General features: G+C 36.3%; 16 protein-coding genes. 7 read left to right on the forward strand and 9 right to left on the reverse strand.

The window, feature by feature from the left end; genetic code table 11:
- Window position 1: 1 nt before the first annotated feature.
- The 4 genes from B9T35_RS09930 (at window position 2) to B9T35_RS09945 (ending at window position 5,794) form a co-directional block, all read left to right on the forward strand.
- Window positions 2-622 (forward strand): Maf family protein, encoded by a 621-nt coding sequence (locus B9T35_RS09930; protein ID WP_213033366.1) that lies wholly within the window; start codon window positions 2-4, stop codon window positions 620-622.
- A gap of 278 nt (window positions 623-900) precedes the next feature.
- A complete protein-coding gene (locus tag B9T35_RS09935; protein ID WP_086190953.1) occupies window positions 901-2,067 on the forward strand; it encodes a cupin domain-containing protein in 1,167 nt (388 codons plus the stop codon).
- 225 nt (window positions 2,068-2,292) lie between these two features.
- Window positions 2,293-3,963, forward strand: a complete 1,671-nt coding sequence (locus B9T35_RS09940; protein WP_086190954.1) for an FMN-binding glutamate synthase family protein — start codon at window positions 2,293-2,295, stop codon at window positions 3,961-3,963.
- A 232-nt stretch (window positions 3,964-4,195) separates the two neighbouring features.
- A complete protein-coding gene (locus B9T35_RS09945) occupies window positions 4,196-5,794 on the forward strand; it encodes an inorganic phosphate transporter (protein ID WP_086190955.1) in 1,599 nt (532 codons plus the stop codon).
- Window positions 5,795-5,881: 87 nt separating this feature from the next.
- On the opposite strand, the gene B9T35_RS09950 is transcribed toward B9T35_RS09945, so the two are convergent.
- From B9T35_RS09950 to B9T35_RS09965, 4 genes are read right to left on the reverse strand one after another with little or no spacing between them, the layout of a single operon-like run.
- Window positions 5,882-6,910: an alpha/beta hydrolase gene (locus B9T35_RS09950; protein ID WP_086190956.1), complete on the reverse strand. Its 1,029-nt coding sequence runs from the start codon at window positions 6,908-6,910 to the stop codon at window positions 5,882-5,884.
- Window positions 6,910-8,043: a YdcF family protein gene (locus B9T35_RS09955; protein WP_086190957.1), complete on the reverse strand. Its 1,134-nt coding sequence runs from the start codon at window positions 8,041-8,043 to the stop codon at window positions 6,910-6,912. Before B9T35_RS09955 ends, B9T35_RS09950 begins: the two co-directional genes overlap by 1 nt.
- 4 nt (window positions 8,044-8,047) lie before the next feature.
- Window positions 8,048-9,082: a UDP-N-acetylmuramate dehydrogenase gene (gene murB / locus B9T35_RS09960; protein ID WP_265733442.1), complete on the reverse strand. Its 1,035-nt coding sequence runs from the start codon at window positions 9,080-9,082 to the stop codon at window positions 8,048-8,050.
- A 10-nt stretch (window positions 9,083-9,092) separates the two neighbouring features.
- On the reverse strand, window positions 9,093-9,608 hold the full coding sequence (locus B9T35_RS09965) for a low molecular weight protein-tyrosine-phosphatase (RefSeq protein WP_086190959.1): 516 nt from the start codon (window positions 9,606-9,608) through the stop codon (window positions 9,093-9,095).
- Window positions 9,609-9,728: 120 nt separating this feature from the next.
- Between B9T35_RS09965 and B9T35_RS09970 the strand changes: the two genes are divergently transcribed.
- The 3 genes from B9T35_RS09970 (at window position 9,729) to B9T35_RS09980 (ending at window position 12,534) form a co-directional block, all read left to right on the forward strand.
- A complete protein-coding gene (locus tag B9T35_RS09970) occupies window positions 9,729-10,886 on the forward strand; it encodes an iron-containing alcohol dehydrogenase (RefSeq protein WP_086190960.1) in 1,158 nt (385 codons plus the stop codon).
- A gap of 269 nt (window positions 10,887-11,155) precedes the next feature.
- On the forward strand, window positions 11,156-11,989 hold the full coding sequence (locus tag B9T35_RS09975; protein WP_086190961.1) for an OmpW/AlkL family protein: 834 nt from the start codon (window positions 11,156-11,158) through the stop codon (window positions 11,987-11,989).
- 113 nt (window positions 11,990-12,102) lie between these two features.
- Complete coding sequence (locus B9T35_RS09980) at window positions 12,103-12,534, forward strand: acyl-CoA thioesterase (protein WP_086190962.1); 432 nt, start codon at window positions 12,103-12,105, stop codon at window positions 12,532-12,534.
- A 25-nt stretch (window positions 12,535-12,559) separates the two neighbouring features.
- On the opposite strand, the gene dnaX is transcribed toward B9T35_RS09980, so the two are convergent.
- The 5 genes from dnaX to B9T35_RS10005 all read right to left on the reverse strand — a co-directional run bounded on the left by dnaX (window position 12,560) and on the right by B9T35_RS10005 (window position 19,206).
- Window positions 12,560-14,740, reverse strand: coding sequence for a DNA polymerase III subunit gamma/tau (gene dnaX / locus B9T35_RS09985; RefSeq protein WP_086190963.1), 2,181 nt, complete (start codon window positions 14,738-14,740; stop codon window positions 12,560-12,562).
- 165 nt (window positions 14,741-14,905) lie between these two features.
- A complete protein-coding gene (locus tag B9T35_RS18260; protein ID WP_139842019.1) occupies window positions 14,906-15,358 on the reverse strand; it encodes a hypothetical protein in 453 nt (150 codons plus the stop codon).
- A 21-nt stretch (window positions 15,359-15,379) separates the two neighbouring features.
- Window positions 15,380-16,642 (reverse strand): serine hydrolase domain-containing protein, encoded by a 1,263-nt coding sequence (locus B9T35_RS09995; protein ID WP_086190965.1) that lies wholly within the window; start codon window positions 16,640-16,642, stop codon window positions 15,380-15,382.
- Window positions 16,643-16,807: 165 nt separating this feature from the next.
- Window positions 16,808-17,662: a MaoC family dehydratase gene (locus B9T35_RS10000; protein WP_086190966.1), complete on the reverse strand. Its 855-nt coding sequence runs from the start codon at window positions 17,660-17,662 to the stop codon at window positions 16,808-16,810.
- Between the two features lie 152 nt (window positions 17,663-17,814).
- Entirely contained in the window at window positions 17,815-19,206 is a 1,392-nt protein-coding gene (locus B9T35_RS10005; protein ID WP_086190967.1) for a 3-oxoacyl-ACP reductase, read from the reverse strand.
- Between the last annotated feature and the right edge of the window lie 225 nt (window positions 19,207-19,431).

Raw genomic sequence — 19,431 nt, forward strand, 5'->3', positions numbered from 1 at the left:
GATGGATGTTAATGTGACTGATCAGAAGATAAAGCCTTTGGATATTATATTGGCTTCATCCAGCCAAACGCGTAAAGATTTAATGAATCGCTTGGGTTTGGCTTATCAATGTATCTCTCCTGATATAGATGAATCTCCTCAAGGCGAAAATCATGCGGATGATTTAGCAAAACGCTTGGCTTTTGAAAAAGCCAAAGTGATTGCTGAACAACATCCTCATGCTATTGTCATTGGTTCTGATCAAGTTGCTTGGCGTGAACATGCACCACAAGATTTTATTGGAAAACCTTTAACTATTGATAAAGCAATTCAACAATTACAAGCTAATTCAGGCAAAAATGTTTATTTCAGTACAGCTTTAAGTGTTCAACATTTGGCTTCAAATTTTAAACAGACTTTAGTTGAGCATTACCACGTTAAATTTCGAGATTTAACCTTAGCTGAAATTGAACGTTATATTGAACTCGATCAACCTTTACATTGTGCAGGTAGTTTTAAGTGTGAAAGTTTAGGTATTAGTTTATTTGAGCAAATGATTGGACAAGATCAAACCACGTTGATGGGTATGCCGATGATTCAAATGTGTGGAATTTTGAGGAAGTTGGGCATTCAATTGCCATAGAAGTCATATATCTTGCTAACCAACTGAATTTTATCAGATGATTTTATTAACTATATAAATCATCTGATAAATTTTTATTAACTCTAATGATTAAATCTCTTACATCAATCAGCTTTTAATCAATATTTATTGCCATTTATAAATTTTGTTCATTTCTTAAGGTTTGCAAGAGGTGTCAATTTAGTCTTCTCTAAATAAATTTACAAAAACTTGCACCGACTTTCATCTCATAAGACAATAGCCACATTATCGATTCAAATTTACTTAGGCTATTTCCTATGTCCCAACCATTAGATGTATTAGGCGGAATTACAGCCGAACAATTTCTCTCAGAATATTGGCAAAAAAAACCATTATTGGTTCGTAATGCGCTACCTGAAGTGATTAATATTTTAGAACCAGATGATGTGAAAGAACTCGCATTAGATGAAACAGTAACAGCTCGCTTAATTAAGCAGAAAGACAAAGACCAAAATCAATGGACAGTAAAATCTTCACCATTGATTAAAGGTGATTTCCAAAAATTACCAAAGCTTTGGACATTATTGGTTCAAGCAATAGATCATTACTCATTTGATATGTCTGAGATGTGGAAAAAGTTTCCTTTTATTCCACAATGGCGTCGTGATGACATTATGGTGTCTTATGCCCCAAAAGGTGGTTCAGTTGGAAAACACTTTGATTTTTATGACGTATTCCTTGTTCAAGGCTATGGACACCGTCGTTGGCAGCTTGGGCAAATGTGTAATACCGAGACTGAATTTGTTGCAGGACAGCCTTTAAAATTACTTCCTGAAATGGATGTTCATTTTGATGAAGTGCTTGCCCCAGGTGATTTACTCTATGTTCCACCAGGTCTATCCCATTATGGTGTTGCTGAAGATGAGTGCTTAACCTTCTCTTTCGGTTTCCGTATGCCTAATATTGCAGATATGGTTGATCAAACCAGTAATCGACTGGCTGATACAGCTGAACTGAACAACCCACTTGTTGATATTACACGTCAAAAAGTGGCTCAGGTCGGTGAAATTAATGCGGAAGAATTGGCTTATCTCAAAACTCAAGTTCTTGAACGTTTGCAAAACTCAGATGATATTGATCGTGCCATTATGGCACTGATGTCAGAACCAAAATATTTAGACAGCGTTCCTGAAGCAGATGAAATTGCTGTAGATGATTTACGTGAAGTGATCGATCAAGGTTATAAATTGATGATCGAACCTGCATCTCGACTTCTTTATACTCAACAATCTGATTCATTGGCATTCTGGGGAAATGGTGAACTTTTCTCTATTTCAGATGAGTTTACAACCCAGCTAAAAGCCATTGCAGATGGTCAAGCGATTGCTTTTGATTCATCATTTAAGAGTACTGATATTTTAGAAGATGTTGTTCACCTTTTAAATGAATCGATTTTAATGTTATTACCGCCTGCTGAAGAATAAGATTTAGGTTTATACATTTAAAATTATTTTTAAAGTTGATGAGTGTAATGACACTCATCAACTCCTAAAGCTTTAATCCTCATCTTTATTATTTTAGATTGATTTTATTCATCAAATTTATAATGCTTTTTAAAAATCATTCTCATATCTAACAAATCGTTACTTGAGATTTTCCTTGCTTCTTGGCAACGTAAGCCAATTAGAATGATCGGACAATTTAATATAATGGCTAGCCCTGCTCAAGCAATAAGAAGTCAGCTTTTAAATACATTTTTCTCAAGATTTTCAATTTGGTTTCTCTGTATTTTTATTGCCATTTATTTAACATGGATTATTTTTTTCCATGAATCTCATTTCATTTATTACTTTTTTTCAGACAGTTTTCTGAATGTCGTTTGGGTCATTACGACTTTACTGAGTTTTCTAGGCTTATACGATATTTTACAAGCACAGCATGCGATTTTAAGAAACTACCCAATTATGGGACATTTTCGGTTTATTTTTGAAGGATTTAGACCTGAAATTAGACAATACTTTATTGAATCTGATGAGGATGCTTTACCCTTTTCCCGCTCACAACGAAGTTTAGTTTATCAACGTGCAAAAAATGAAAATGCAGATAAACCTTTTGGCTCAATTATTGATGTTTATCAAGAAGATTATCGTTTTTTAACTCATTCAATGTCACCCAATAAACCAGCAGACTTTAAAACATTCAGAATTACTATTGGAAATGAGCAATGCACTCAACCCTATAGTGCTTCAATTATGAATATTTCTGCGATGAGCTTTGGTAGTTTAAGTGCCAATGCGATTCGCGCACTGAATCAAGGTGCTGCGCTGGGAAATTTTTATCATGATACAGGTGAAGGAAGTTTAAGCCCTTATCATCTAGAAAATGGTGGCGATATTGTTTGGGAATTGGGCAGTGGTTATTTTGGCTGTAGAACACTCGATGGTCAATTTGATCCCGAAAAATTTGCAACTCAAGCAGTTTTACCACAAATCAAAATGATTGAGATCAAACTATCTCAAGGTGCAAAACCAGGACATGGCGGCATTCTTCCAAAAGATAAAATTAGTGATGAAATTGCTCAAATTCGCGGTGTGAGTCAAGACCAAGACTGTGTTTCTCCAGCCAAACATTCTGCATTTTCTACACCTATTGAAATGATGCATTTTATTCAAAAGTTGCGTGATCTTTCAGGTGGCAAGCCCGTTGGATTTAAGCTCTGTATTGGTCAGCCTTGGCAATTTATGGCGATTGTTAAAGCCATGCTTATCACAAAAATTGTGCCTGATTATATTGTGGTAGATGGCTCTGAAGGTGGTACAGGAGCTGCACCTATTGAACTGATTGATCATATGGGAACACCGCTCAGAGAAGGTTTACTTTTCGTACATAACACTTTAGTTGGCGCAGGTCTGCGCTCTCAAATCAAAATCGGTGCGAGTGGTAAAATTATCAGTGCTTTTGATATTGCCAGTATCATGGCTATTGGTGCAGATTGGGTCAACTGTGCTCGTGGTTTTATGTTCGCTGTTGGTTGTATTCAGGCGCAAAGTTGTCATACCAATCAATGCCCCGTTGGTGTAGCAACTCAGGATAAAGAGCGACAAAAAGCAATTGATGTACCAACCAAAGCAGAACGTGTTTTTAACTTCCAAAAAAATACATTAAAGGCACTGGCTGAAATGATTGCGGCGGCTGGACTTGAACATCCTGCGGAAATTAAAGCACATCATTTGGCACAACGTGTTAATGACCGTGAAATTAAAAACTATGCCCAACTTCTATTTTGGCTCAAAGATGGAGAACTGCTCACTTGTGACAATAAAGATGACGAAAATTTCTATTACAGAATGTGGAATCTGGCATCTGTAGAAAAATTTTAATATTCATTTGTTATTTTTAATATGAATTATGTGGCTAAATAAATATTTTAAATTATTTAGCCACACTTAAAAATCTATATAAAATAAATAGATCTACAATTCAATGTAAAATTACATCCTGAGTGATTGTTACTCAATAGTCTTCAATCATTTTAAAACTCAATTTTTGTAATTTTTTTGTCATATTTTAAGCACAAACTTTTATTGAATTGAATAACTAAATTAATAAAAAATGAATAATGAGCTCACTGAAACATCGAATTTAAATGTCCATACTGCACCACCCGCATGGTTTAAGTATATTTTTGCCTCGGTCATTATTATTGCACTTGGTTATATAGGCATACATTTGACTGATGACCTAACGCATGTACCGCCATTAAACGCAATTTCTTTTCTAATGCTCGGTCTAGCATTGGTTACAGCATTAGGCTTTGAATTTGTAAACGGCTTTCATGATACAGCCAATGCTGTTGCTACGGTGATTTATACCAATGCTTTACCTGCTCCTGTCGCTGTAGTTTGGTCAGGATTCTTTAATTTCCTTGGTGTATTAACAGCCTCTGGTGCAGTTGCTTACGGCATTATCGCCTTACTCCCTGTTGAACTGATTTTACATGTCAACAGTGCTGCTGGGTTTGCAATGGTTTTTGCTTTGCTATTGGCAGCAATCATTTGGAATTTAGGTACTTGGTCTCTCGGCATCCCTGCTTCAAGTTCACACACAATGATTGGCTCAATTATTGGTGTCGGATTAATGAATCAAATTATTAATTCTGGTGCTACGGGTGTGAGCGGTATAGATACTGAACAAGTCTTAAAAGTAGTCAAAGCTTTATTCTTTTCACCCTTAATCGGCTTTTTCTTTGCTGCTTTATTATTCTTAGTCCTAAAATTTTTCCTTAAAAATAAACAAGCGAAACTTTTTGATGAACCAGAAACCAATAAGCCACCTCCGTTTTTTACACGCTTAATGCTGATCATTACCTGTACAGGTGTGAGCTTTGCACACGGTTCAAATGATGGTCAAAAAGGTATGGGCTTAATCATGTTAATCTTGATTGGTATCGTCCCCTTAGCCTATTCGTTAAATAAGACGATGGATCCTAAAGATGTACAGTCATTCGTGAATGCTTCTGAAAAAACGGCCTTTATTCTTTCACCACAACCTTCGACTATGACCAATGTAGAAGCTCGTCAAGTTTTAACCACGTATATTCAGAAACACGAAGAAGATGCCAAAGTCATTCCTGCTATTAGTGTGATCGCAAGAGATTTAAGTCAATCAGTTGCACGTTATAAATCTATTGATAAAGTTCCTGATAATGCAACGGTAAACTTAAGAAATGATATGTATCTGAGCAGTGCTAGTTTAAAAGCACTGGATAAAAAACAAAAATTTGAAAAATTAGACACAGCTCAAATTAATGTGATTAAAGACTATCGAGGTCAACTGGATAAGGCGACGCAATATATCCCAACTTGGGTCAAAGTTGCCGTGGCATTGGCATTGGGTTTAGGCACCATGGTGGGTTGGAAAAGAATTGTGGTTACTGTTGGTGAGAAAATTGGGAAAACCCATTTAACCTATGGTCAAGGTGTATCAGCTGAATTAGTTGCAATGGGTACCATACTTGCGGCAGATAAATTTGGCTTACCTGTGAGTACCACCCATGTCTTAAATAGTGCTGTTGCAGGTACCATGTCCGCAAATAAATCGGGACTACAATGGTCTACTGTAAAAAGTATTCTAATGGCTTGGGTACTTACCTTACCTTGTGCAATGCTACTTTCAGCAGCATTATTCTGGATTCTTTTAAAATTATTCTAAATGTGAAAAAACTTTTTACCTAAAAAAATGGCTATTTAAAATAGCCATTTTTATCTTAAAATCTACTTTTACTCATAAATGAAAGAATTAGTAATAATTCCCAGTCGAATGTGCATTTAGAAATGCAGGAATTAGTCCTGTTAAAGCAGCACGAATATCAGCACGTTCATTAATCAATTGATGCGAACCTTCTTCTAGCATTAACAACGTTTGTAAACGAAACTTTTGACGAATAAATTCAATATTATAACGCCAATCCACTGTCTGATCCTGAGCACCTTGAGCAAGCCAGACTGGAATACGACAAGCAGGCCGTTCTTCCATTTCTTGCATCCATTTTGACATCGCCAAAATCCAATCCATACCCATCATTCTGGGTTGTAGAGGATCTTTTAAACGGACAAAACGTAAAAATTCAGGATTATGATTATTACGCTTAAAATGGCGCGGAACTTCTCTTTTAATACGGCGAATAATGCCTAAACCAATTGAATTGTGCCACCAAGCCGATTTCGCAGGACGAATCAGAGGTGATAGTAATAATACTCGTTCGACAATTGGATTTTCACGGCGTTGTGCATATTCTAATAAATGATGCATCCAAATTGCACCACCTGTACTTTGCCCGATGCCAAGCCACGGTTTAGGCAATTGGCTGGCATTTTTTACATATTGATGAACCGCATGTAAAACCTGTTGATAATGGTCAAAGTTTTTAATATTTGCAGGCGACCCATCACTTAAACCATGTCCAGGTAAGTCATAGGTAATTACACTAAAACCTTGCTCTATAAGCTCTTTGACAATCGGTTGATAAATACCACTATGTTCTAAATAACCATGTAATAAACAAACCGTACCTTTTATTTTTTCTATTTTCGGCTGAAAAACTTGTACATGTAATTTAAACAAAGGCATTTTGATATAGCCCTGCCAGTGTTCACAATCCAGACTGTCAAAACCGTATAAACGACAATATGCTTGAATCTCTCTAGATGCAGAGAATGGGCGGTTTAAGTTTAAAGGCTCAAGTAATTGCGGTGTCACATCACGACTTGGAACAGGTAAATCAAGCTGTTTAAGGACTGTCGGATTTAAAAAAGGAATATCAGACATTATGGAACCTCCCTACAACCACTTGAACCAAAAAGCATATCGCGTATTGTCGCCAACATTTCATAATTGGCACGACGACTATGGTCATAATTTTGTATGCTCGGTTTCCATGCTGTTAATTGAGTTGGCATAGGCGCTTCTACAGGAATTGTTTCAATGCCATTTAATGCAAATAAACGTCGCGTTCTCGGCATATGATATCGGTCAGTAATGAGTAACACGGTCGGTGCTCCTCCTTTTTTTTGTAATAATAATGAGCTAAAACGAGTATTTTCACAGGTGTTCATACTTCGGTTTTCTAATAATTTCGCTTCTACATGATGTTGATTTAACCATGTCTGCATAAATGGTGCTTCCACTCCACTTAGTACAATCGGTAGTTTAGTTTTTTGCTCAACATCTAAAGTCTTTTCTAATCTTAAACGGGTATATTCATTTACCACAATATCTTTTTGATTTTTATCTAAAGTTAAACCGCCACCCAAGACTACAATTGCATAAGGTTGTGAGGTTGATTTTTTCTTATCTTCATTTTGATTATGGATATAAGCAATATCTTGATCTAGCTGTTTTTCATCATGCGGATGCTCAGCATGGTGTTCAATTTCATGGGTCTTTAAGAAATGTATATATTGCTCCATCAAGACTTTGTCATCATCACTGTTCATAGAAAATACTTCATGAATTTCTAGTGCTTGACTTGCTTCATGGCTTGGCTGGACTTCTGAAGCGGGTTGTTCTGGACGCATCAAAGGAATTTGAGGTTTATCGTCCTCATCATCTTCGCTTTGTTCTTTTTTAATATTGTCTTGCAAAACTTTATAGCGCGCTTGAATTAAGCCTAAATCTTGAGGATCAGAACTCCGTAAAGCCTCTTCCATTACTTTAAGATACGCCTGACGAGCAATCCATAAATCTGAACCAGGTTCTAAATTTTCTTCATCCGTTAATGCCGCCATTTGCTGACTTTTTGCAGCCAATTGATTCACTTCAACGGGAACAAAAGCATTTAAAGCTTTCACCATAAAACTTGAATAAAATGGTGTATATAAAAAAACCACAAAACAGCCAAAGAGGACGAATAGAACTGCGACTATTCGTACCAATTTTACCATCCAATGTAGTTTTGACATATGACTACCCCAAATGAGACTGAATTAAACCTGATTCATTAAATAACACAGGTTCAGGCTCTAATAATATATGAAATTTATTAAAAACATCGTGTTGCACAGCCCGATACGTTGCTTGAACATCATCTAAGCTGGCATTTGCATAATTCACCAAGACCAATGCCTGCTTATCGAACATTCCGACTTGCTCTAATCTCTTCCCTTTCCAACCAGATTGATCAATCAGCCATCCAGCAGCAATTTTAACGCGATCATTGCTTTGAGGGTAATGAGGAATATTCGGAAACCTTATCACTAATTCTGCAAAATCTTGTTGTGTAATTACTGGGTTTTTAAAGAAGCTTCCCACATTTGGAAAATCTTTCGGGTCAGGCAATTTACTTTGACGAATATGAATCACTTGTTTTTGTAAATTTTCAGCTGTGATTTCATCCCCCATCGCTGTTTTTAAATCACCATAGTTTATTTTCAAATCAGCTTTTTTCAGCAATTTAAAAACAACATGCGTAATGACATAACGATTAGGATCATCTTTAAAAATACTATGTCGATATGAAAATTCACAATCTTGCGCTTGAATCGAACTAAACTGACCTAGCTGACGATCATAAACCTCAACGGATTGAATAAATTCGCCCGCTTCTACACCATAAGCACCAATATTTTGCACTGGAGAAGCACCAACCAATCCTGGAATTAGTGCTAAATTTTGTAAGCCATATAATTTTTGTGCAGTCGTCCAAAGTACAAAATCATGCCAAACTTGCCCTGCACCAACCTTTAACGTTTTACTTGTTTCATCTTCGGCTAAATATTCAATGCCTTGAATATCCATATGCATCACCAAAGCATTCATTTGCTTAGGCAACAACATATTGCTTCCACCAGAGAGAATCAAAACATTCAAATGTTCTGATTGATCAAAATTAAGCGCTTCAACAAGATCATCTACGGATTGAATCTGAACATAATGAGACGCAATAACATCTAAACTTAATGTGTTAAAAGGCTTAAGTTGAACCTGTGATTGGATTTTCATTAATGTCCTATTACTTTTGACTTTGCATATTTTGTTTAAAAACATCAACCCAAGCCTGACTACTCGATTCACACTGATCTAAAACCTGTTCAAAACCATCTTCACCGCCATAGTATGGATCTAGCAAAGCATGTTGAGGATAAATCAAATCATGCTCACTCATTAGAGCAATTTTGGCTTTAACAAGATGATCGCCATGTATAGAAATTGCATCCATATATAAAGCTTGAATATCTTTTAAATTTTCAAAATCCATCGCAAGAATTAAATCAAACGCTACAAAATCATGAGTTTTTAACTGACGTGCACGTAAAGTAGATAAATCATAACCACGTTTTAATGCATGTTGTTGACTACGGCGATCAGGGGCTTTATTAGGATGATAATTACTGGTACCTGCCGAATCGACTTGAATATTCAATTGTTGCCTATCACAAAAATGTCTAAGTACAACTTCAGCCGTTGGAGAACGACAGATATTTCCCAAACAGACACATAACACCTTGTATGGCGTTTTGGACGGCATAACAACCTCAAAAGTTAATTTCTTTTATAGGCTCTTATGTTAAGTTATTTACAGGATGAATCCTATAGAACTGTAAAACAATAATGTTTAATTTATGATGAGAGATTAAGGATAATACGTATGAGCCATTTTCAATTTCAAACCGTTGGCAATATCATTTCTGGTTTAGGATCTATACAAGAACTCAAAACCCTATTATCCAATCAAAATTATCAAAAAATCTTAATCGTGACTGATCCCGGCATGATTCAACATCAATTACATGTACCCATTCTTGAAATTTTAGAAGTGATTAAAGTTGCTTATGTCATCTATTCTGAGGTGCAAGCAGATCCCGCCGAACATATCATTTTAGATGCTGTTCAATTTGCCAAGGCTGAACAGGTCGATGCCATCATTGGTTTTGGTGGTGGTAGCTCAATGGATGTTGCAAAAGTCATTGCGATTTTAGCGGATCCCAAACAAACCCAATCACTTCAAGATCTCTATGGCATTAATAATGCAAAAAAACCACGTTTACCGTTAATTCTTATTCCAACAACTGCAGGTACAGGATCAGAAGTCACACCGATTTCTATTGTCACCACAGGTGAAACGACTAAGACAGGAATCGTTTCTCCAATTCTATATGCTGATATTGCAATTTTGGATGCCAACTTCACCAAAGACTTACCTGCTCATATCACGGCTGCGACGGGTATTGATGCTATGGTACATGCGATTGAAGCCTATACCTCTAAAATAAAGAAAAATGTCTATGCGGATATGCTGGCAAAACAGGCTTTAAAATTACTCAACAAAAATCTTAAACTGGTCCTTAAAGATGGTTCTAATTTAGAAGCGCGTCAAAATATGCTCTTAGGCTCTATGCTTGCAGGTCAAGCTTTTGCAAACTCACCTGTAGGTGCTGTACATGCTTTAGCATATCCCTTAGGAGGTCATTTTCATCTCTCTCATGGGCATACCAATGCACTGGTTTTAGTTGAAGTGATGAAATTTAATGCACCTGAAGCAAAGCAACACTATGCTGAACTGATGCAATGGCTTGATCCATACAGCAAAGGCAGTATGGATGGTCTATGTGATCTCTTTATTGACCATATGCAAAGACACTTAGATGAAAGTGGTTTAACACTTCGCCTCAAAGATTTAAAAGTGCCAGAAAGTAAATTAGAACTTTTAGCACAAGATGCCATGCTACAAACTCGTTTACTACAAAATAATCCTCGTGAACTTACTCAAGCTGATGCTTTGCGTATATACCAAACGATTTATTAAAATCTGCCCAAAATTCTCATTGAAGTGAAAAACACTTATATACTTTATTGATAATAGGTGAGATTTTTTAATCAATCTTACCTATTTATAAATATTATTTATCACCATAAAATAATTCAATAACAACAATATTCAGCTTTTTACCTAAATATAATGGTTAGATGTCTCATTTTTTACTCGATATTTCATTTTATTTTTAAACTAATTACTCTAAAATTAGAATAGATCTCAATCGGAAAATTGAGATAGCCAACAGTATCGGAATTTTTATGAAAAAACTTACTTTAGCCATTCTCCCTCTTGCAATGTTTGCCACTACAAATTTTGCACATGCAGCAACTTCCGACGGTAAAACATTTGGTGTATCTGCCGGTTGGTTACATGTCATGCCACAAAGTGGCAAACAAGGTGTCTATGGGCAAACTGGAGCACCATTACCTGTTTTACAATCATCTTCTCCTAATGCTGGCTTTGAAGTACAAGACTCTGACACTGCTGGAATTATGCTTGATTATTTTGTCAATGATAATGTGTCTTTAGAGTTGGTATTGGGTGCACCACCTGAAATGGAACTTTCTGGAAAAGGTTCAATTTCAGTTCTTGGTCATGATGTTGTTGGTCTTGATAAATATTCAACTGCAGCAACAACGGATGCGTATACACCAACCATTACAGGTCGCTATCATTTTGGCTCTATTAATAACCGTATTCGCCCATATGTTGGCGCTGGCTTAATGTATGCTCATTTTAGCAATGTTGAAGCTGACCCTAAAATTAATGGTGAATTAGCACAAAGGATTAATGGTATTGCAAATAGCTTATATCCTCAGTTTCAAGGCAAGTTAGATGTAAAACCAAATCTTGGTAAAATTAAAGTGGATGATGCAATCGCACCTATTGCCACTTTAGGTGTTGATGTCAACATTAATAAGAATTGGTTTGCAACAGCTTCTGTATCGTATGCTCAGCTTTCTACTAAAGCCAAATTGAATGTAAACGGTCTTTCCCCTGTTGACGGTTCAAATGTCACACTTCTCACAGGTCAAAGTAAAATTGAAATCAACCCAGTTGTAACTTACTTGGGTCTTGGTTACCGTTTCTAAGCGAACTAAAAGTACCAATAAAAGCTCATTAGGCACTGCTTAATGAGCTTTTACTTGTGCAAGTTACAATTATTCGATAAAACATATCTATTCAAAATTCTACGATTAAAACAATGAAACTAGAAACTAAACTAAAGTCACAATATCAGTTTTTATTCCCCATTCAGACACGTTGGGCTGACAATGACATTTATGGTCATGTAAATAATGTCACTTATTATAGTTATTTTGATACAGCCGCTAATGCATTACTGATTCAAAAAACAGGTTTTGATATTCACCTTTCACCGATTATTGGCTTAGTCGTCAGTTCAGCTTGTAGTTTTTTACAAGAACTAACGTATCCTGAAATTATTGAGGTAGGTGTTGCGATTAGTAAAATTGGCAATTCATCATTAACCTATGACTTGGCTATTTTTAAACAAGACCAAGAGCAAGCCTCAGCACAAGGTCATTTTGTTCATGTCTTTGTAGAACGTCAAACAAAAAAAAGCACCCCTATTCCTCAAGAAATGCGGGATGCTTTAGCATATTATTTAATCTAAGAAGCTTAGTTTTTTCTTTCTAAAATTAAGACTTAAGCTGAATATTTTGCACTTCTCCATCAAACGCATCAATTAAACTTTTAACAACTACTTCTTCACTTAGCATTTCAGAAGCACGTTGATGCGCTTTAACTTTACGTGCATTTTGAAGGATAAAAGGAGTCTTTTCAGCCACTTCTTCATATTGAACAATAAAGCGTGTATTTGGCCAGTTCTGGATCAATTGTGCTTCTAAATCATGCTGGGTCTGATTCAATAACGCTTCATATCGCTGTGGTATATGAAAAGTAGATTCATCATCAATCTGACCTGTCATCATTCCATACTGTGCTAACTCTTGTACAGCAGGTGATAATTCACTATTTCTGAACCAGTATTCCCACTTATTAACATCCCACTCACCCATTAAATCAAGTGGTGCAAGCGTTAAAATATCTTGTGGCGTTTGCAAAGTTTTAGAAGAAGTTATATGAGGTTTTAAATCACTAAGCGCTTTTTGTTCATTTGCTTCCTGAATCTTTTCTTCATTCATATTCTGAACAGATTCTTTTGAAGAGTCACCTTCTATTAAATCTTTATTCGGATCTAAGAAAAAAATCTCTTGATCTGAAAGTAAACTGATATTGATAACTTGTGATACAACATTATGAATAGTTGTTCCATCTTCAAATAAAGTCAAAGTTGGCTCTTCCTCAACCAAATCAGATTGACGTGAATCTAATAAAGTTTGCTCAGCCACAGCCGATTGAATAGGTACTACATTTTCTTCAGTCTGAGTAAAATCATGAGATGAAATTGACTCAGATTTATCATGTGTATTTAATTGATCTTCAACCATCTGAGCAGGTTGGCTTTCTACATATTGATTAGGATCCGACTCAAAATGATCCGCTTCTTGAGTTTTTGATTGTTGATTAGAAACATTAGACCTAGACTCATCAATAGTTTCCTGTTGATTTACGAAATCAGTTTGTACATCAGAATCTACGCTAGATTTATTCTCATGAAATCTCCGATCAATGACACCACGATCACCAGACTGCTCTAAACTTTCTTGCTGTTCAATATCTTGTGACGGGTTTGAAACAGGAGGTGCTTCTGAAACAATAATCTCATTATTATGTAATGGTCTAAAAGCCAGTAAACGTAAAATCGTCATTTCAAAGCCTTGCTCTTGAGTCACAGCAAGTTGTAAATCTGAACGACCTTTACATGCAATTTGATAATAAAGTTGCAAATCTTGAGCAGATATTAATTGAGATAATCGCATAATTTTTTGATTAATTTCGGCACTATATTTTAAACTTAAATCTGGCAAATATTGCAACATTGCCAATTCATGTAAGGTAGAAATAAACTGGTCTAAAACCAAAGAGACATCTAAAGCTTGTTGCCTAAATTGTAAAAGCAACTGGCTCACTCGTTCACGTTTATTTTGATGAATCGCCAAGATCAAATCATAAATAATGGTTCGATCAATCAATCCCAGCATTTCTTTTACATCTTGATGATGAATTGCTCCCTGACCATAAGCAATTGCTTGATCTGTTAAAGACAATGCGTCACGCACTGAACCTTGTGCAGATTCAGCAATTTGCCAAATCGCATCTTGTTCAGATTGAATTTCTTCTTTTTGTAAAATGTCAGCCAGATGATGTGTGATTTCATCTACAGCCAAAGGACGTAAAGTAAATTGTAGGCAACGCGAAATTACTGTAATCGGTAGTTTCTGTGGATCTGTCGTCGCAAAAAGAAATTTTACATGTTCTGGTGGTTCTTCTAATGTTTTTAGTAAAGCATTAAAGGAATGTGTTGAAAGCATGTGTACTTCATCGATCAAATAAACTTTAAAACGACCTTGCGTCGGTGCATAAGGAACGTTATCGAGTAATTCACGTGTATCCTCTACTTTCGTTCGTGATGCAGCATCAATTTCAATCAGATCAATAAAACGACCTTCATTTACGGCTGTACAAGTTGCACATACTTCACACGGCGTAGAAGTTATTCCTGTTTCACAATTGAGGCACTTTGCTAAAATACGAGCAATGGTTGTTTTACCAACACCACGAGTACCTGTAAACAAATATGCATGATGTAAACGCCCGCGGTCTAAGGCACTGGTCAATGCACGTGAAACATGGTTTTGACCGACCAATTCTTTAAAATTGCGTGGACGATATTTTCGTGCAAGTACCTGATACATGGATGCTCCTTATTACAGCGATAAGGATACTGTGTTTTTAACAATTAGTGAATGAAGAATAGTAAGAGTTATTATTTGTTTGAGATCATTATCTCAACCTCTGAACACAGTTTAATCTACATAATATGAAAACAGCCGATATTACTCATAAGCTTCATTTGATTTTCAAACGACCCAGCCATCAATCAAATTATATTCTGCATAAAGATTATTTGGCATAAAAAAGTGCACCACTTCACTATCACCATCTGCTGGTTTTAAAAAAATCAAACTCAAATCATCAGTATCAAAATTGATCTGAATCGTATCATCGAATTCTGCAATCTCTTTAATCGTACCAAGGTTCAATTTTTGTAATGTTTCATATAACTCTAAATTTGTTAAATTATTATGAGCACTAAAAATAAGTTTACCCTCCGTCAACATTTGCCAATTTGATCCATAAGTCCCTAGTTTCCATTCACCGTAAAACCGATCAGAATCCTTGCTAATATGTGATATTTTCTCTCCAAAACCTAAACGAATACTTCCCCATTCACCAATATATTTTCGACAACAGGGTAGATTTATTATTTTAGATAATATTGGAGGTATCATTAAGTTTTTCATATCATGCATATATCTAAGTCGTCACATATATCAAAACCAACCTTTATGCCCTTTTAACACCGCATCTGCACAACGTAAAGCTTCTTGGCTTAATCCCCATAAACGATAGTCACCAGTAATTGAACCCGCAGCAAAATTATGGGTATAAGCAAAACTAAGTTGTCGTTGTGGGTCACACCATGCGCCAGAACCATTATAACCAATATGTCCAAAGCCCTTTTTAGCACGCTTGCCCATGGTAATCACACGGTGATAACCTAAACGCCATTTCATTGGAATCGGCATCACTCGATCTCGTTTAATACTTTGAATTTCACTCAGTGATGTAAACACTTCAGGTTTAATAATCACCTGATCATTCCATTCGCCTTTATTCGCAAGCATGGCATACATTTTCGCAAGGCTACGTGCAGTAAAAGCGCCATTTACTGCTGGAATAACAGCTTGTAAACCCTCATCACTAAAAAAGCTAAAATCTCGCATTCCCTTAGGAACCATTGCATCTAAAAAGTCTTGTGGATTCTGCCCACTAAATTCAATCAATTTTTCAGAAAAACTACTTTTGTGTACTTTTTTAGGCTTCTGTGTCACATTTTGAGTGATAGCTAACTCTTTTTTCTTTTTCGGTAAGGGTTTGGCAATACGAGCAAGTTGGTCTGTAGGTACACCAAAATACCCCCCATCCAACTCTAACGGATCAACCAAATAACGCTGCATCAGCCAAACCAGAGGTTGTTTGGTTGCTTTTTCTAAAACTCCACCTACCAACCAACCAAAAGTAAGCGCTTGATATGCAATATCCTGTCCAATGGCGAAACGTGGTTTAGCCTGTTCCATCACATGGAGCATATGTTGCCAATCCGCCATTTCAACAGCACTACCAATCATATTCCGAATATCATACAAACCACTTTGATGACTTAAAATATGCCGTAATGTCATTGCTGATTTACCATTTTGTCCAAATTCAGGCCAGTATTGGATAATAGGCGTATCGTAATCTAGAAAACCTTCACTCACTAAAATATGCGCCAAAGTCGCAATCACACCTTTTCCAGTTGAATAACAAACTGACAGAGTATCTTCACTCCAGTTTTCAGTAATCGATTTTTTACCGGTATAAATATCAACAACTTTTTCACCCTTAAAATATACGGTCAGTGCTGCACCGCCATATTCAGTTCGGTGATCTTGTAGTCGACTAAATTGTTCGGCTAAATCAAGAAATTGAGGATCTACAAAGCCTTTATAATTCTGTGTATCTGCAAATAAAATATCTTTAAAACCGTTCATTCCTTCGCCCTTATTTTTCTTTATATGTTTTCTAACTTTACATCATCGACTTTTACATAACACTTTTTTTATTTATTCTTACAGAACAAAAAACTGATCATTTATGCAATACATCTCATCTAAAAGCCCAAATCATCACGATTTAGGCTTTTATTTTTATAGCCCTTATAGTGTTTTTATCACACCAGAAACATGCGGTTTCTGTGTCTTTTCATTTCGGATTAAAAAATCGATCTGTTTCGGCTGTTGAGCTGTTAAAAATTCTACTTTTGAAGGTAAATACATCGGTAACTTAAACCAAACATCAGCTTCATAAGCATCTGGTAATGTAATACTCGCCAATGCACGTGCCTTACTCCACATACCATGCGCAATTGCTTGTTTAAAACCGAATGCTTTTGCAGTTAAAGCATGAATATGAATCAAATTGAAATCACCAGAGGTTTTTGCATAACGGCGACCTGTATTCTCTGACACATCCCAAACGGCTTGAACTTCATAATTCGGAACGCTGTCTTCTTTCACTTTTTCTGCTGGTTTAGCATCTGTTTTTTGACGAGATAGATAAGTTGTCGTTCCTTCCATCACAACATCATTACCTACTTTAGCTATGGTAATAAAGTCAAATTGCACACCTTTATCATGCGGTTTTAATTCACCGAATTTACATGACAAAGAAAGTTGTTCATTCACACCAATTTTACGTGTTTGCTTCACCGCATTACGAATATGAACCAAGCCCAAAACTGCAAATGGAAATGCTTCTGAAGTCATCATATGCATTTGTAAACTTTGCGATAAAACAGCTAAATAAATCGCTGGGATATAACCATTATTTTTAAATCCACAGACTTCGTTATAGGCTTTTAAATGGTTCGGATCAATTTTGAATGAATCCACCACGTATTCAACTTGTGGCAGAACTTTCTCACCTTTCGGTTTTTTGAAAATAAGACCTTGAATGACTTTAGGATAAGCCAAGTAAGGTTTTGGAAGTTGGCTAAAATGGCGAGTATTCATACAGAACCTTTAATTTTTTTAAATTCTAAGGAGTCGTCCTCTTCCCCGTATAGGGAAAGATTTAGAGAGAGGGTTATTCGAATCATTTTGAATGAAATATTCCCTCTACTCAACCTTCCCCTTTTTTAAGGAGAAGGTTCTTTTTATTGTGATTAAGCGCCCAATAAGCTCTGACCACAAACACGTACAACGTTACCATTTAAACCTGTTGAAGCAGTAGATGCAAATAATGCAATTGTTTCAGCAACATCTACAGGTAAACCGCCTTGACTCATTGAGTTCATACGGCGACCCGCTTCACGAATTGCGAATGGAATCGCTGCCGTCATTTGAGTTTCAATAAAACCGGGGGCAACAGCATTAATGGTAATGCCTTTTTTCAACAATGGCGCAGTAAATTTAACTAAGCCAATAACACCTGCTTTAGATGCAGCATAATTTGTTTGACCCAAATTACCCGCAATACCGGAAATAGATGATACGCAAACAATACGACCATTTTCATTTAAGCCTGAATTACTCAATAAATAATCATTGATGCGTTCAGCAGCAGATAAATTAATATTAATCACAAGATCCCACATTTCAGGCTTCATATTTGCCAAAGTCTTGTCACGTGTAATACCCGCATTATGCACAACGATATCTAAACCGCCTTGCGAAGCTGCAGCCACTTTAATTTGTTCACCCGCACCTGCCGCTGTAATATCTAAAGCGAGTGTTGAACCACCAATTTCACTGGCAACACGATCAAGATCAGCTTGTTGCTGTGGTACATCTAGACAAATCACATGTGCGCCATCACGTGCCAAGACATGTGCAATGGCTTCACCAATACCACGGCTTGCACCTGTGACCAAAGCCGTTTTACCTGCCAATGGTTTAACCCAATCAATATCAATAACATCCGCTTTAGAAACGCGAATGACCTGACCAGACACATAGGCTGAACGTGGTGATAATAAGAAGCGTAATGTTGATTCAACATTCGTAACAGCGCCTTCATCTACATAAACAAGTTGTGCAGCAATACCTTTTTTGAATTCTTTACCCACAGATTTTACAAAACCTTCAAGCGCTCGTTGTGCAATCGCTTGTTTAATGGTTGGTGCAGATTCTGGCGTTAAGCCAATCACAATGACACGACCTGAGTTTTGGATTTGACGTGCAATTGGATTAAAAAATTTGTGTAACTCATGCAATTGTTCTGAATTTTGAATACCTGATGCATCAAAAACCACAGCTTTAAACTTAGATTCTTTATCGCCTTCATTAAAAGCATTTAACGTTAAGCCGGCTTGAGCCGCTGCTTGCTGTAATTCAGCATTATTACCTGCATAACTATTGGCATGGATATTACTAAGGACTTGAGCAATACCATTCGATAACGAACTGCTTGGCGCTGCACCTAGCAATACTGCGCCTTTAATGACAGGATTCGCAGTTTCAAAACGATCTAATTCAAGCGGTGCTGGTAAACCTAAATTTTTAATGACAAATTTACCAATTGGAGATTTTGCAAATGCTTGGTATTGGTCAGACATGTTTCTTATCTCTCTACAAATTAATTGGTGAATGGTACTGAAGTAATCGATTAACTTTAGTGTAATGTCAAATACTTATTCATTTTACAGCACCATCAGTTTCAGTTAAATAATACTTGAGTTACTAGGATGATGTCTTGACCTGAATGCTTAGTCAAATGTCAGTATAGTCAATTCGGCATATAATCGATTATGCTAATGTATCACTTAAGAATATTATGTACA

Source organism: Acinetobacter sp. ANC 3832, from assembly GCF_002135415.1.
Lineage (GTDB): Bacteria > Pseudomonadota > Gammaproteobacteria > Pseudomonadales > Moraxellaceae > Acinetobacter.